Genomic DNA, 15,539 nt, shown 5'->3' on the forward strand with positions numbered 1-15,539 from the left:
GTCCACGCGCGGCTACGTTCAAAACGGGAGTAGTCCATGATGTAAAGCCCAAGCTGTTGCGATACGGCCAGCGTACGCGAATTGAGCCCATCCATAAAATGAATATTTATAATGTTCAGGTATGAATGGGATTAATATGCCTGACTCACCCATACACTGCGCCCAACCATGTCCAAGGACAACCGCATCGACTTGAATCTGTTCCGCGTACTGGACGCGATCTACCAGCAAGGCGGCATCACCGCCGCCGCGCGCGCGCTGCACCTGACGCAGCCGGCCGTGACCCATGCGCTGAACCGCTTGCGCGAGCACTTTGACGATCCCTTGTTCGTCCGCCAAGGCAACCGCATCGTCCCGACCGAGCGCACGCTGGCGGTGATCGACGCCGTGCAAAGTCATCTGCACGGCTTGCAGGGCACCTTGCGCAGTGAGGCGGAAGTCGAACCCGCGACGCTGGATATGGAAATGACGATGGGCACGCGCGACATGCTGGAATCGATGGCGCTGCCCGCGTTGGCCGCCACCTTCGCGCGCGAAGCGCCGCGCCTCAGATTGGCCAGCCGGCGCGTGCCGCTGGACGAAGTGGAACGGGCGCTGGCCAGCGGCCAGCTGGACCTGGTAATCGAGCGCCAGCTGCGGGTGGGGCCGCGCGTGGCCAGCGCCTACCTGTTCGACGAAACCCACGTCGTCGTCATGCGCCGCGACCATCCGCTGGCGCACGGCACCCCGACCCGCGCCGATTACTTCGCGGCGCAGCATGTGTGCGTGTCATCGACGGGCGAGCCCAATACGCTGGACGTTTTGCTTGGCAACGATGGACGGTACCGCAAGATCCACCTGTTCTGCCAACACCATTTCGCGGCCTGCCAGATCGCCGCTTCCGGCGACCTGCTGCTGACCTTACCGCGCTTTTACGCGCTGCGCCTGGCCGCCTTGCTGCCCATCGTCGTCAAGCCGCTGCCGCTGCGGGTGAAGCCGTACCAGATCTTCGCGTACTGGCATGAATTGCGCGATCCGGATCGCGTGCATCAATGGTTCCGGGAACGGGCGATCGCGGTGATGCGGGAGCAGTCAATGCTGGCGCCGCCGGAGCAATGATCCGGGGCGGCGCACAGGTTCCGCCGGCAGGTCGCACAGGATCACTGCTTTGCCGTCACGGCATCGGGGCGGCGAAATCCCAGTGCGGCGGACAAGAGCTCGCATTCACGCATCAATAACCGCGCAATTTCTTCCACTTTTTCATCATTAAGCCGCGCGCCGGGGCCATAGACGCACATGGCGCCCTCTACTCGCCCGCCACCGCCAAAGAACGGCGCCGCAACCGAGGTGGCCCCTACCATCAGTTCATCACGACTGACGGCGTAACCATGCTCCCTTATCCACGCGAGTTTGTTGTGGTGCTCGGCGGGCGTGATGTCCGCCGCACGCAGCAACTCTTCAATGTCATGCCTTGGTTGATCGTCAAACGCAAGGATGGCTCGCCCGCCGGCGCCAAGAATGAGCGTTTCCTGATATCCGATTCCACGCCTTAAGCTCAATGGGTGCGCGCTGGGGATTTCTGCGACACACAAACGTTTTCCCTCTTGCGTGATGAAGAGCGAAACCGTTTCTCCGGTCGCATCCCAGAGCCGGCGCAACATAGGCTGGGCAAGGTAATGAATGTCCTGGCGCGACGCCCACACGTGCGCCAGATGGGCAACCGACGACCCGAGCCGGAACCGTTGCGGCTCCCCGGTCGAAGTAATGAAGCCGCTCTGCTGCAACGTGCCCAGCAGCCGATAGAGGGTGGGCCGGCTCAAGGCAACCCGCTTGAGTAACTCGCTCGCAGTCAGCTCGAAATCACTCGCGGTGAATGCCATGAGGATATCCAGAGCCCGCTCTACTGCCCGCACGTTGTCATTCAATTTCTCATCTGCCAATAGAGTCTCCAAAACCGTAAGAAGCCAGCGCGACCAACAGGCCACCCAGAGGTCCGCGATTGTACCAGTCCGCCTGCCGGACACAATTCCCCGCCATTGACACGGGAATCCTAGTCCGTATACTGGACAGCCGTATCGCTTTACGGACACATTGTATGCGATCCCCGATGCGTTGCCAGCTCGGATGGAAAACGCATGGGCCGCGCGTTGCTGGCGGGAAGTTTAAAAACGATATGGCAAGGGAGAAATTCATGTTAAAAAATATATCAATCAAATCGCGCCTGATATTTGTTATTGGGTTTCTATCCGTTGGCATGATGTTCCTTGGCGGCGTAGCCCTTTTCAGCTTGGGCACCACCAATGCTTCACTTAAAACCGTCTATCAGGATCGCCTGGTCGCGTTGGGGCAACTTGATAAAGTGATCAGGAACTTACTGCGTAACCAGGTGCGCGTCGCAAGCGCCATTAGCGGCGATCTCGCTCAGATCAATAAAAAGATGGACGCGGTCGATGCGGATGTCAAACAGGCGACTGAAACGCTGGAGGCGTATACCGCCACGTACTTGACGCCCGAAGAGAAAAACTATTCCGACGAGCTCATCAAGGTACGAAAACAATTCGTGGAAGAAGGCATGCGGCCAGCCGTCGCCGCGCTGCGCGCACAAGACCTGCCACGGGCGACAGCGCTGTTGCATGGAAAAATTCTTCCCATATCCGAGCATATCCGTGAGGTGTCCAATAAGCTCATCCAGATACAGCTGGACGTCGGTCAAAGCGAGTATGAACGTTCTCAGCAGCGCTTTGCCACGCTTCAAGTCGTGTTTATTTCCTTGCTCGTCTTCGGGCTGGTCGTGGGCATCGGGATCGGTGTCTGGTTGATCCGTAGCATTACCATTCCACTCAACTATGCGGTGGAAATCGCCGAAAAAGTCGCGGGCGGTGACTTGTCGAACGATATCGCAGTGCATTCCACCGATGAGATCGGCAAGCTTTTGCATGCGCTGAAGGACATGACGGCGAGCCTCGTCACCATCATCTCGGAAGTCCGTACCGGCGCCGACACCATCGCCACGGCCTCCGGCCAGATCGCCGCCGGCAACCTAGACCTCTCATCACGTACGGAAGAGCAAGCGTCCTCGCTGGAAGAAACCGCATCGTCGATGGAAGAATTGACTTCGACGGTCAGGCAGAACTCCGATAACGCGCACCAGGCCAATGGACTGGCCTTGTCCGCTTCCGAGGTCGCCAGCAAAGGTGGCGCCGTCGTCGCCAAAGTCGTTGAAACGATGGGCTCGATCAGTGCATCATCGAAGAAGATCGCCGACATCATCAGCGTCATCGACGGCATCGCCTTCCAGACCAATATCCTGGCTTTGAACGCGGCCGTGGAAGCGGCGCGCGCCGGCGAGCAGGGCCGTGGCTTCGCGGTGGTGGCTTCCGAAGTACGCACCCTGGCGCAGCGCTCGGCCGCCGCCGCCAAGGAAATCAAGGAGTTGATTGATGACTCGGTGAACGAGGTCGACACAGGGTCGAAATTGGTGGGCGAAGCCGGCGCGACGATGCAGGAGATCGTCGAAAGCATCACACGTGTCACCGACATCGTGAACGAAATCAGCTCAGCCAGCCTGGAGCAGAGCGCAGGCATAGACCAGATCAACCAGGCCATCGCCCAGATGGATCAGGTGACGCAACAGAACGCATCGTTGGTGGAAGAAGCCGCCGCCGCGTCTGAAGCGATGCAAGATCAAGCCGGCAAGCTGGCGGAAGCGGTCGGCGTGTTCAAACTGGACAGCCGCCAGGCATCCATCCGTTCGACGATGCTGAAACCGGTTGCCGCCCCAAAAGCACCTGCCCCATCCATCGCTAAAAAGGCGACGCCTGAAATTGCCCATGCGGTGGCCAGGCCCAAGCCCGTCGCAGTCGCAGCCGGAGCGTGGGAAGCGATTTAATCCGGGATGGCCGGCGCGCCATGCCCCCTCGTTCTGCCGGCCGGTGGCCGTTACTCCGCTTCCGCCGGCGGCGCCTGGCGACGGCCGCTGGCCAGCTCGCACGGGGTGGCCCCGAACCAGCGCCGGCACGCCCGGTGCAACACGCTCGGATCGGAGAAGCCGAGCCGGCCACACAGCCGCTTGAGAGGCAGCCCGCCAGCCACCAACGCTTGCCTGGCGAGCTCGCGGCGGGTGGCGTCCAGCAGCGCCTTGAAACTGGTCCCTTCCATGGCCAAGTGGCGCTGCAGCGTACGTTCACTGACGAACAGCCTGGCGGCGACCACTTGCCGCAGCGGTCCGCCATCGCCCAGCGCCTGCGTCAACGCCTGAAGTACCCGGGCCGACATGCTCACGGGGAGCTCCGCTTCCGGCCGGCACGGATCGTCCGGCGGCAACCCGATCAAGGGATCGCCCGTGCGCGCCACCATCAGGCTCCACAGCGCGCTCAACCGGTCCGACAAGGATTGCTCATCGCAGGCCTGCAGTTCGTGCTCATCGAGCCCCGCTGCCAGGAACAGGGCTTCCAGGTTAAGGTCCAAGCGCGCCATGCTCAGCTTTAAGACGCGCACCACGTGCAGCGGCGATGGCAGTGTGTGCAAGGCCATACCCAGGCCGGAAGAACCAGTCGGGCCATGCCGGTGCGGGCCGCCCGCCGCACCGCCGGGTGGCTCATCGACGGGTCCGGCGCCGGACCCAGGCTGTGTTGGAACAATCATGGTCACCTCGCGCATGGTTATTGGCGCGTCCGGATCGCTTTATCCCAGCCATCCAGCGCGGACTTCCCGCTGTCGCCAGTTCCGCTTACCGCGACGCGAAGACCATGCGCTGGCGTTCAATCGCCATCCGGCACTCCGCGGCCATGCGCTCGAGCAGCGCCTCGCAACTGGGAATATCGTGTATCAGTCCGACCGCCTGGCTGGCCCAGACGAGTCCGCCATCCACTTCTCCACTGCCGAGCGCGGCTCTGCCACGAGCGCCGGCGACCAAATGATGGATGTCCTTGAATTCGCAACCGCCCGCGCGCGTCTCCAGCGCCACCACCTCGTCCGAAACGGCATTCTTGAGCACCCTCCCGGTGTTGTGCAGGGTCCTGAAAATCAGGTTGGTATCGCGCTCGCCGGCGCGCACCAGCGCCTCCTTGATATCCTGGTGGATGGGCGCCTCCCGCGTCGCGCAGAACCGGGTCCCCATATTCACACCTTCGGCCCCCAACGCAAGAGCCGCCGCCATGCCGCGACCATCGGCGATGCCGCCCGAGGCCACCAAGGGGATTTTCACCTTGTCGGCGGCGGCGGCGAACAGCACCAGGCCGCCCACGTCATCCTCGCCCGGATGGCCCGCGCATTCAAAACCGTCGATGGAAATCGCGTCGACGCCGTTGCGCTCGGCGGACAGGGCATGCCGCACCGACGTGCATTTGTGGATGATCTTCACGCCCGCCGCCTTGGCCTTGATGATGAATTCCTTGGGATTGTTCCCGGCGGTTTCCAGTATCTTCACGCCTTTACTGAGGACGACATCCAGATAGGCCTCGTAGGGAGGCGGATTGGCCGATGGCAGTATCGTCAGGTTCACACCAAACGGCTTGTCCGTCATCGCCCGGCAACGGTCGATCTCAGCCCCCAGCGCTTCAGGGGTGGGCTGGGTCAGGCCGGTCAAGACGCCCAGGCCACCGGCGTTGGAGACGGCGGCCGCCATTTCAGCGACGCCCACCCACATCATGCCGCCCTGGATGATGGGATAGCGGATGCCAAACAGTTCAGTGATTCGAGTCTTCATGGTAGGTCTCACCTTATAAATTCACTTTGCAAAATATTTCAAACCCAGTCGGCTTCCATCCGCCGTGCGATGACGATGCGCTGCACGTCGCTCGTGCCGTTTGAGCAGCATGGCTTAGCCGCCCTTGAACACGGCGGGCCGCTTGTCGAAAAAGGCGGCGATCGCCTCGCTGAAGTCCGCCGTCTCGCTGCTGGCCTTGAACGCCTCGCGTTCCGCGTCGAGCTGGCTGGCGAAGTCGTGCTCGAACGACTGGCGCATCAAGCGTTTCATGCGGCCGTAGGCCAGGGTAGGCCCGGCGGCCAGCCGCTGCGCCAGCTCCCGCGTTTCCTGTTCCAGCTGCCAGGCCGGCACCACGCGACAGACCAGGCCAAGCTGCAACGCTTCGGCCGCGTCCACGGTCGGCGACAACAAGGCGATCCGCAGCGCATGGCGCAATCCGACCATGCGCGGCAAGCTCCAGGAACCCGACACATCGCAACTGGCGGCCACACTGGTGTAGGCCAGGTTGAAGCGCGTGCCCTCGGCCGCGATGGCGAGGTCACACGCCAGCGACAGGCTCAAACTGCCGCCGGCCACGGCGCCATGCACACTGGCGATGACGGGCGCATCCAGCGCGGCCAGGATTTTGATGCCTTCATGCATATACTCGATCAAGGCCAGCACCGTCTCGCCGGTGCCCTGGCGCAGCGCGGCCAAGTCGCCGCCCACGCCGAACGCCCTCCCTTCACCGCGTATCACGACCGCCCTTGGCTGGGGATCACGGGCCAAGGTACGGCAGGCCGCCAGGAAAGCCGCCGCCGTCGGCACGTCGAGCGCGTTCAATGCCGCCGGGCGATTGAAGCTCAGGGTCGCGACATCGCCGTCGCGGGTCAATACAACGTGATTCGCATCCGGCATACTCATGGCCATCTCCCCCGGTTCCCCATTTATCTTGTCTAGAATTTTCATGGTGTTTTAGCGCCGTTCAGCCCGTGAACTCACGGCCAAAAATATTGCGCGCAATCACCCATTTCTGAATCTCATTGGCGCCCTCGTAAATCTCGCCGATCTTGGCGTCGCGGTAGATGGATTCCAATGGCATCAAGTCACCCGTGGCGGACAGCTCGCGCACAAAGCCATAGGCACCGCACACTTGAATCGCATCCCGTGCCACGTCCACCGCCAGGCGGCTGCCGGCCAGCTTGGCCATCGCCGCTTCGACTTCCGCACCGCCCGCTGTGTCGTGCAGGTAAGCGGCTTTCTGGTACAGGTTGCGGGCCTGCTCGATCCCGACCGCATGCTCGGCGAACAGGTATTGCCAATGCTGCATACGCGCCAGTTCCTGGCCGAACACCTTGCGTTTGCACATGTAGTCGGTCGCGGTATCGAACGCCGCCTGCGCCATGCCGACGCCGATCGCGCCTATGCCGACGCGGCCGAGCGCCAGCGCGGCCAGCGCGACACGCAGACCGCCGCCCTCGGTGCCGAGCACGCGCTCATCGGGTACGAACACGTCCTCAAACACGACGTCGGCCGTCAGCTGGGCATGGTTGCCCATCTTGAGATCGGGCTTGCCGACGGATACGCCCTCGGCACGCATATCGGCCATCAGCATGGTGAGCCGCTCGCCGGTGCGGCACAGCACCACGATCCAGTCGGCGGCCACCGAGTTGGTGATCCAGCGCTTGCGGCCCCGGATCCGCCATCCGCCCTCCACCCGCGTGGCCGTGGTGCGCATCGATCCCGCCGACAGGTCGGTGCTCGCTTCCGGCTCGCTGGTGGCGAAGGAACCGACAAATTCACCGCGTATGAGCCCCGGCAGGTATTTGTTGCGCACGGCCGATGGCGCCTGCTCCAGCGTCTTGCCCACCAAGATGGCCTGGCCGTCGTACAGCGCCGAGGCCAGCCCGCGCGAGTAGTAAGCCAGTTCCTCAAGCGCGGTCATCGTCGCCAGCGTGGGAAATTCCAGCCCGCGCCCGCCCACGTCGGCCGGGAACGGAATGGCGTACAGGCCGGCGCGCGCCATCGCATCGAACTGCTCGCGAGGAAACGCTTCCCGGCTTTCTGGCCGGGTGTTGAGTTGGTGCGCGGCGGGGGCGATCACGTCGCGCGCGAATTCACGCACCTCGGCGCGGATCCGGCGTGTTTCTTCCGGCAACCATGCGTCATGAAACAAGGTATCGGCTCGTCGTACTGGGTGGTGCATTGTGTTCTCCTGTTGGTTCGGTTCCGCCGTCAGTGGCGCGGGATTGCGCGCGGCGGCCGATGTTGTTCAAGTGCAGGCTGCGAGCGCCTGGATGGCGCTCAATGGAAAGGCGGCGTCGGCCAGCTGATGATCGGGCACGCTGGTTTGCGAACTGATCAGCCTCCTGGCTTGCGCGAAGTCGGCCGGGCTGTTGACGCACTCGGCCGCCCGTATCCGGTCGCCGGCCAGATGGAACACGCTGAGCTGCCCTTCGCTCTGGCCAGGACGTGACACGGTCCGCAATCCGGCCTCGAACACGCCGACAATTTGTATCTTCTGCTCGCCCTGATTCGACCAGAACCAGGGCACGCCGCTGGCCGGGACGGGCCGTCCCGTCAGTTGCGCCGCCACCCGCCGGGCCTGCTCCGAGGCGTTCGGCACCGATTCGAGCCGGATCCGGCGCGACAGGAAATCATGGAAACGATCGCAGCAGTCGCCTATGGCATAAATCGCCGCGTCGGAAGTCCTGGACAGTGCATCGACCGCGATGCCGTTGGCGATCGCCAGTCCGGCGGCCTCGGCCAGCGCGACTTCGGGCGTCATGCCGATGCCGCCGACGACGATATCGGCCACCACGGTGGCGCCATCGCTGAGGCGCGCCTCGCAACGCCCGCCATGCCGCGCAAGCGCGGCCACGGTCGCGCCCAGCCTCAGCTCGATGCCCGCCTGGCGATGGGCGCGCTCGACAAACGCGGACAACTCGGGCGATGCGACGCGCGCCAGCAGCCGCGGCATCGCCTCCGCCACCACCACCCGCAGGCCGGCCGCGGCGGCCAGGGCCGCCACCTCCAGCCCGACATAACCGCCGCCGACCATCAACAGACGCTTGCCTGGCACAAATTGCTTGTGCAACAGCGCGGCGTCGTCGAACCCGCGCAGGTAGTGAATCGCCACGCCAGCCGGCACCTCGAGCGGCAGCCGTCTCGCCCTGCCGCCGGTCGCCAGCACCAGCACGTCGTAGCCCAGCTCCGCGCCCTCGCTCAAGCGCAGGGTCCGGCGCTGCCGGTCGATCGACGCCACGCGGGTATTCAGCCGCAGCGCTATCCCCGCACTGTCGTAGGCGGCGCCGGGGCGCAGCGACAGCGCGTCCGCGTCCGTGTGCGCGGCGAGCAAAGACTTCGACAGTTCGGGACGGCGGTAAGGCAGATGCGCCTCTTCACCCAGCAGGACGATGCGGCCCGCCCAACCGTACTGGCGCAAGCTGAACGCCAGCTCCTGTCCGGCCATCCCGGCGCCGACGATCACGGCCACAGGAACCCGGTCCTGGTCCGGGTTGCCCTTATTTATGTGTGTTGACATCGGTACGGCCTTTCTGCGTTCCCAGGTACAACTTCAACGCCCACCGCTGCGCCAGGTTTCCGTACGGCGGATGGAGCAGCCGGATCGGGAACCACGGGCGCTCCCTGAAGATGGACTTGCCATGCGACAGGGCATGGAATCCCTCGATGCCGTGGTAACTGCCGGAACCGGAGGCGCCAATGCCGCCGAACGGCAAATCGTTTTGAAACACATGCCAGCCCCAGTCATTGATCGTCATCCCGCCCGCGTGGGTGCGGCGGCGCAGCGCCTCGCTCTCGGCCTTGTTGGCGCCAAACCAGTACAGGGCCAGCGGCCTGGGCCGTTCGTTCACGTACGCAATGACCTGCTCAACATCGTCATAGGCGATGACCGGCAGGATGGGGCCGAAAATCTCTTCGCGACAGACCGCCATGTCATCGCTCGCATCCAGCACCAGATGCAAGGGCAGGCGCTGGCCGTGCGCGCCCTCCTCGCAAGCGATCACCCTGCCCCCCTTGGCGCGGGCGTCCGCCAGCATCCGGTGCAGCCGCTCCGCGTGGGCCGGCGTCACCACGTTCGAGTAGTCCGCGTCGCGCACGCTGGTGGCGGGATACATCCGGCGAAAATGCATCTTCACCGCTTCGACGAAGCTGTCCAGGCGTTCGCGCGGCACCAGCGCGTAATCGGGCGCGACGCAGATCTGGCCGCAGTTAAAGCCCTTGCCGTGCGCGATGCGGGCCGCCGCCTCCGCCACCGACGCGCTGCGCGATACGATGGCCGGCGACTTGCCGCCCAGCTCCAGCGTCACCGGCACCAGGTTCTCGGCCGCCGCGCGCATTACGTGGCGCCCCACGACGGTCGAGCCGGTGAAGATCAGATGGTCGAAGGGCAGCGCGGAAAAGGCGCGCCCGACTTCCACGTCGCCGCCGAGCACGCATACCTCGTCCGGCTCGAACGCGTCGGCCAGCATGGTTCTCAGGGCGCGGGTGGTATGGGGCGAAAATTCCGACATCTTGATCAGGGCGCGGTTGCCGGCGGCCAGGCTGGCGACGAGCGGACCGAGCGATAAATAGACGGGGAAATTCCAGGGTGCGATGATGCCGACCACCCCTTTGGGCTGGTACTCGACCCAGGCGCTGTTGACCGCGAACAGCAGCTCGGCGCTGCGGCGGCGCGGCTTCATCCATTTGTCCAGCTGCCCTATCGTGTGGCGGATGGCCGTCGCCACCGTCAGCAGGTCGCCAATTTTGGACTCGGCGACCGAGCGGATGCCGAAGTCCGCCGACAGCGCGTCGCACAGCGCATCCTGGTGCTGGCGCAAGGCCTTCAGCAGGCGGCGCAACTTGTCCTTGCGCTGGGCGGCGTCGGGATACGGTTGGGCCAGATAGGCGGCGCGCTGGCGCGCCAGCAACTGCGCCAGGTGCGCCGGCGGTGGCTGATCCAGATCCACGCTGGCGGCACGCGCCGGTGGCGCATGGGCTGGCAGCGGATCGACATAGGCCGGCGAAGCAGGTAATGGGGTGGCGACTATCGTGTTCATGCGTGGCTCTCCGGTGCGTTCAAAAGCGATAGCTGATGCCGGCGGAGACCATCAGCGGGTCCAGCCGCATCGTCAGACCGACGGGCATCGCGCCCAGCGCGGGAACGTAGCCGGTCGCCTTGGTTTTGACAAAGACCTTGCGGGCGTCGAGAAACACGCTCCAGCGGCGATCGACAGGGAGGTTGAAACCGGCCTGGATCACGCTACCCCAGGCGTTGTCCACCGACAGCCCGGCGGTATCGCCATCGCGGGTGGAGACGGTCCGGGTGTAATTGACGCCGGCGCCCACGTAGGGTTCGACCGGGCCGACACTGCCCGGACTGTAGATGACGGTCCACATCAGCGGCGCGTACTTGATCTTCCCCAGCACCCCCGTCAATGGCCCGTTCGGCTGGACGTACGCGCCCAGCACGCCAGCCGCGTGCAAGGTGGTGGTCGGCGGCCGCCCAAGGGCGAACAGCGACTGCCAGCGCGGCGCAATCTGATAAGCGACATCGAGCCCGACGCTCGTATTGTTGTCGACGTCGACCCGCGCGCCCGGCACCGTTTGCCCGCGCGGCATTTCCGCACTGGTGTCGCTGTGGAAGCGGATCAGCCCGGCCGCCGCGCGGACGGTCCAGGGCGACAGCTCCGGGGTGGCGATTTCGGCGTGCGCCTGGCACGCCACCAGGGCGATCAATCCCGCCGTTGAACGATATTTCATGCTGGTCTCCAATCCGGTGGATGGCCTCTGGCGGCCACATCTGTTTGTAGATTGGAGTTTCCATGCAAACCAGCGGCCCCACACCACCCTAAAGAGTGGGTGTGGTGGTGGCTTCCGGCCCTAGACTTCAGCAGGTCGGCTCACCACAGCAGTTGAACCACGACTACCGGGAAGCGCCACCGTGGCCGGTGCTTCCCGCAACTACAACTAACCGGAGACATCCATGACTATGACCTCATCCCCCGCCGCCGCGTTCACCGTCCCCCCCGACAAGCAGGCGCGGCTTCGCGCCTTGCTGCGGATCCCCACCATCTCCGCCTCTGTGGCGCTGTGCCTGGCACTGGTCGTACTGGGGGTGGGCGTGACCGATCTGCTGGCCCTGCGCGGCCAGATCGGGCTGCTGACGGGCGCGGCCCTCAACAGCTTCTTCATGTACTGGGCTTTCACGGTGGTGCACGACGCCATCCATCGGGCGGCGGCCAGCAACCAGTCGCTCAATGACTGGATGGGCCGCTTTGCCCTGCTGTTTTTCGCGCCGCACGTCGGCCTCGGCCTGTTCCGCTGGGCCCACATCCAGCATCACCGCTTCACCAATGGCTCCAACGATCCGGACAACTGGCTGCATGGCCCATGGTGGTCGATGCCGTTTCGCTTTCTGCTGATCGACGTCGGCTACATGATCTTCGTGCTGCGCCATGGCGATGCGAGCGGAAGACGGGCCCTGCGCGTCACCGTGCGGACGGCGGCGCTGACCGCCTGCGCCGTCGCGGTGCTCACCTATCTGGGCTATGGCTGGGAAGTGCTGTTGCTGTGGTTCGTGCCGTCACGGATCACGCTGGTCACCACCGGCTTCGTGTTCTTCTGGCTGCCCCATGTGAAAAACGACGTGCCCGCCGCGCACGACGTGACCCTGGCAACCTCGATCCGGCTCGGGCACGAGTGGCTGCTCCATCCCTTGTTCCAATTCCACAACTACCATTTGATCCACCACCTGTTCCCCAGCATGCCGTCGCACCGACACCCCCAGACCTGGCGGCTGCTGGAGCCGGAATTACGCAAGCGCAACCTGCAGGTGCAGCACGGCTTCGCCATCCGGCCCACGGTCCATGCGGCCAATTAAGGAGAACGCGATGAGAACCTGGCAATGTAATTTCTGCTCGCATATTTATGACGAGGCCAAAGGCGATCCCGCCAACGGCATCCTGGCGGGCACCCGGCTGGAAGACCTGCCGGAGACGTGGATCTGCCCTGATTGCGGCGCGGGCAAGGCCGACTATCACCTGCTCGACGAATAAGCCCGGGGCGGCTTAGCTGGCCGGGGACAGTATCCGCAAGATACGGGCCCGCGCCAGCGCCGCGGCCCGGTTTTTCACGCCCAGCTTGCTGTACAGATTTTTCAGATGCCATTTCACGGTTTCCACCGAACGGCCCGTGCGATCTGAAATCTGTTGGTTGCTCAAGCCCTGTTCCAGTAACTGGAGGAACTCGACTTCGCGCGCGGTCAGCTTGTCGAGCTGCACGTCATTGACCGACGCTGCCGGCGCAGACGCCGCCCCCGCCGCGATGCACAAGCGTTCAAGCAAGGCCAGTTCCGCCACCTGCGTCAAGCCAAAGTCCCTCGCTTTGGCCTGCGCCAGCAGCGCTTGCAACTGCGGCGCGCGGCTCAGCAAGGGCCACACCAGCTGCTGCGGCGCCGCCTCCATCAACGCCATCGACAACTGCCGCAGCGCCTGCCGCTGGTCGCCATCGCGCAAGCGCAGGTGACAGGCCAGCAATCGCAGCTCGACCAGGTCACGCAACCGCCCTTGCGTCTGGGCCCGCTTGACTTCGCTCGCGATCGCTTCCCAGCGGCTGGCCGAGCCTCCGCCCACCGCATCCAGTTCCAGCGCCGCCATCAATACGTCGCCCTGGCTGGGCACGGTGGCGTCGCCGGGCGGCAGGCCGCGCCTGGCCAGCGCCTTGGCTTCCTCGATCCGCCCCTGCAGCAGCAGTTGCCGGACGCGCGCGGCGCACAACATCCGGGCCAGGCGCGGCGGATAGGCATGGGCCACGGCTTCCAGCGCATCCAGGGCAAACCCGGTCTCGCCCGGCAAGGCGGCCAGGGCCACGCAGCAAGACAAGCCCTGCGCCACCGTATCGACCACGCCATGCAGCGCCGCCATGCGCAGGCCGCTGGCCGCGGCTTCGCGCGCCTCGCCGACATGGCCCAGGTCCAGCAACGCGCGGGCGTGCACGAAGTCCATCACCGCGACCGCGTACGAATCGGCTCCAGCCAGCTCGGCCACGCCGGGACGGGCCGCCGCCAGCACGTCGCTGGCACGCCCCGGGGCGCCCCGCTGCAGATGGATCGATGCCTTCACGGTGGCGACCCAGGCATGCCCGTAGGGACTGCCTGCGCGCTCGGCCGCGCCGCTGGCCGTCTCCATGTGGCGCTGCGCGGCATCGAGCTCGCCCATCGCCAGCTCCACCAGGGCCGCGCCCGACGCCACGGTCGCCAGCCCCAGCGCGTCGCGCGCCTCATATCCCTTGAGCCACAACAGGGCTTCGCGATGCGCATCGGCCAGCGCGTCGAGATTGACGCCGACCACGACCCGCATCACGCCCAGGCGCATGTCCAGTTCCCGGTCCGCCAGCCCCTGCCCTTCCATGGCGGCCACGCGCGCATCGATCGCATCGATGGCGCCACGGGCCTGCTCGTAGCGCAGCGAAAAGCACAGGGCCCACACGTACCAGACCATCGCGTTCAGGGAAACTTCCGTGCCGGCGGCCTGCAGGCAATCGATCCAGCGGATGTACAGGGCGAATCGCCCTTGATCGCCGACCACCACGCGCGCGATCCGGTCGAGCCAGCCAGATGCCTGTTCCAGCGCAGGGATCTGGATGGCCAGATCGATGGCCGTCGCCAGGTCGCCATGACCGGCATGCCATTGGGCCGCGCGCTCCAGCAACTGCCGGCGCCGCTGGGCGGAGATGGCCAGCCGCCCCTGCGCCAGCAGGTGCTGGCGCAGCAGGGTATGCATACGCAACCAGCGTTGGCCACGGTCCAGCGGAAACACCAGTGCATTGCGCTCCAGTATCTGCGCGATCCAGCTTGTCGCCTGGGCAGTCCCGCTGACATGGACCGCCAGCTCGGCATTGAATTCCCGCAGCAAGGCCATCTCCTGCAAGAAACCCACCAGCGGCGGCTCGAAGCTGCTCAGCAAGCTTCGCATCAGCACGGCGGCGACGTCATGATCGTCGCCGGAAAAACGCTGTCGCACATCCGCGTCGGACCAGCCTTCTCCCACCAGCACTTGCAGCAGCCGCACGGCCGCCGGCCAGCCTTCGGTCAAGGCCTCGATCGCGGCGAGCGTCGGTGGCTGCGGCAGCCGCCCGCCCGCCGCCAGGAACAGCCGCTCGATATCGGCGTACGCGAAACGCAGTTGGTCGACGCCGATATCGACGCCGCCGATTTCCAGCCGCGCCCGCGCGCCGTCGACGGGAATGGCCACCGTGCTGGCGATGACGATGCGCACGTGGGCGCCGGAGCCGAACACCAGGTGATCGATGAAGCCACCCAGTTGGGCATCCTGGCAACATTGCAGGTTGTCGATGAAGATGACGGTCGGCCGCGCCAGGTGCGCGATCTTGTCCACGATGGTATCGGCCGCCGCCTCGTTGGCGTGCGCCACGAGACTTGCGCCGGCCCTGGACGCCGCCCCATCGCGCCCGTCATGCGCCAGCGCCACATCGAGCAGATAGGCCAGCTCCGCGACCGAGTCGTCGCGGTCGTCGAGTGACAGCCAGAGGCAGCGGTGACGCGCCGCCTGCGCGCGGTAAAGTTCGGCGAGCAGCACGGTCTTGCCGTAGCCGGGCGGCGCGCTCACGCGCACCAGCTTCGGCAGTTGCGTGGCCTCGATCAGCGCCAGCAAGGCCCTGGGCCGCAGCGCTTCGAACGCCCAATACGGCGGCGCCAGCTTGCCTCGCGCGCCATTGGCGAGCATGGGCGGCGTGGCCGGTTCCGGCTGGGGCCGGCCCGCCGCCGGCGATCTCATCGTCATTACTTCGTCTCCCCCTGATACGGCGCGGCCGGTTCTGTTTGTTTTAAGCGACACCATAGCCCCGCATG

The 15,539-nt window shown here is 65.1% G+C and carries 13 protein-coding genes; 4 read left to right on the forward strand and 9 right to left on the reverse strand.

Annotation, left to right across the window (positions count from 1 at the left end; genetic code table 11):
* Window positions 1-168: 168 nt before the first annotated feature.
* A complete protein-coding gene (locus H3H39_RS06260) occupies window positions 169-1,098 on the forward strand; it encodes a LysR family transcriptional regulator (protein WP_182152475.1) in 930 nt (309 codons plus the stop codon).
* Between the two features lie 41 nt (window positions 1,099-1,139).
* On the opposite strand, the gene H3H39_RS06265 is transcribed toward H3H39_RS06260, so the two are convergent.
* Window positions 1,140-1,919, reverse strand: coding sequence for an IclR family transcriptional regulator (locus H3H39_RS06265; protein WP_182152476.1), 780 nt, complete (start codon window positions 1,917-1,919; stop codon window positions 1,140-1,142).
* Window positions 1,920-2,170: 251 nt separating this feature from the next.
* Here H3H39_RS06265 and H3H39_RS28330 point away from each other — a divergent pair, with 251 nt between their 5' ends.
* Window positions 2,171-3,868 (forward strand): methyl-accepting chemotaxis protein, encoded by a 1,698-nt coding sequence (locus tag H3H39_RS28330; protein ID WP_182152477.1) that lies wholly within the window; start codon window positions 2,171-2,173, stop codon window positions 3,866-3,868.
* A 50-nt stretch (window positions 3,869-3,918) separates the two neighbouring features.
* Here H3H39_RS28330 and H3H39_RS06275 read toward each other — a convergent pair whose 3' ends face one another.
* From H3H39_RS06275 to H3H39_RS06305, 7 genes are all read right to left on the reverse strand, one after another.
* Entirely contained in the window at window positions 3,919-4,506 is a 588-nt protein-coding gene (locus H3H39_RS06275) for a helix-turn-helix transcriptional regulator (protein ID WP_229217885.1), read from the reverse strand.
* A 202-nt stretch (window positions 4,507-4,708) separates the two neighbouring features.
* Window positions 4,709-5,686 carry an NAD(P)H-dependent flavin oxidoreductase gene (locus H3H39_RS06280; protein ID WP_182152479.1) on the reverse strand — a complete coding sequence of 326 codons (978 nt, stop codon included), beginning with the start codon at window positions 5,684-5,686 and terminating at the stop codon, window positions 4,709-4,711.
* Window positions 5,687-5,800: 114 nt separating this feature from the next.
* A complete protein-coding gene (locus H3H39_RS06285; protein ID WP_182152480.1) occupies window positions 5,801-6,589 on the reverse strand; it encodes an enoyl-CoA hydratase/isomerase family protein in 789 nt (262 codons plus the stop codon).
* Window positions 6,590-6,650: 61 nt separating this feature from the next.
* Window positions 6,651-7,871 (reverse strand): acyl-CoA dehydrogenase family protein, encoded by a 1,221-nt coding sequence (locus H3H39_RS06290; RefSeq protein WP_182152481.1) that lies wholly within the window; start codon window positions 7,869-7,871, stop codon window positions 6,651-6,653.
* A 66-nt stretch (window positions 7,872-7,937) separates the two neighbouring features.
* Window positions 7,938-9,161 carry an NAD(P)/FAD-dependent oxidoreductase gene (locus H3H39_RS06295; RefSeq protein WP_220461442.1) on the reverse strand — a complete coding sequence of 408 codons (1,224 nt, stop codon included), beginning with the start codon at window positions 9,159-9,161 and terminating at the stop codon, window positions 7,938-7,940.
* Window positions 9,162-9,189: 28 nt separating this feature from the next.
* The gene (locus tag H3H39_RS06300; RefSeq protein ID WP_182152483.1) at window positions 9,190-10,728 is read right to left on the reverse strand and encodes a coniferyl aldehyde dehydrogenase; all 1,539 of its coding nucleotides are present in this window, start codon (window positions 10,726-10,728) and stop codon (window positions 9,190-9,192) included.
* Between the two features lie 19 nt (window positions 10,729-10,747).
* Window positions 10,748-11,431: an OmpW/AlkL family protein gene (locus tag H3H39_RS06305; protein WP_182152484.1), complete on the reverse strand. Its 684-nt coding sequence runs from the start codon at window positions 11,429-11,431 to the stop codon at window positions 10,748-10,750.
* Between the two features lie 223 nt (window positions 11,432-11,654).
* Between H3H39_RS06305 and H3H39_RS06310 the strand changes: the two genes are divergently transcribed.
* Entirely contained in the window at window positions 11,655-12,551 is an 897-nt protein-coding gene (locus H3H39_RS06310; protein WP_182152485.1) for a fatty acid desaturase, read from the forward strand.
* A gap of 10 nt (window positions 12,552-12,561) precedes the next feature.
* Window positions 12,562-12,726: a rubredoxin gene (locus H3H39_RS06315; RefSeq protein ID WP_182152486.1), complete on the forward strand. Its 165-nt coding sequence runs from the start codon at window positions 12,562-12,564 to the stop codon at window positions 12,724-12,726.
* A 12-nt stretch (window positions 12,727-12,738) separates the two neighbouring features.
* Here the strand turns inward: H3H39_RS06315 and H3H39_RS06320 are convergent, their stop codons facing one another.
* Complete coding sequence (locus H3H39_RS06320; RefSeq protein WP_182152487.1) at window positions 12,739-15,471, reverse strand: winged helix-turn-helix domain-containing protein; 2,733 nt, start codon at window positions 15,469-15,471, stop codon at window positions 12,739-12,741.
* Window positions 15,472-15,539: the final 68 nt, after the last annotated feature.

The sequence above is a fragment of the Rugamonas apoptosis genome (assembly GCF_014042355.1).
GTDB classification, from domain to species: Bacteria; Pseudomonadota; Gammaproteobacteria; order Burkholderiales; family Burkholderiaceae_D; genus Rugamonas; species Rugamonas apoptosis.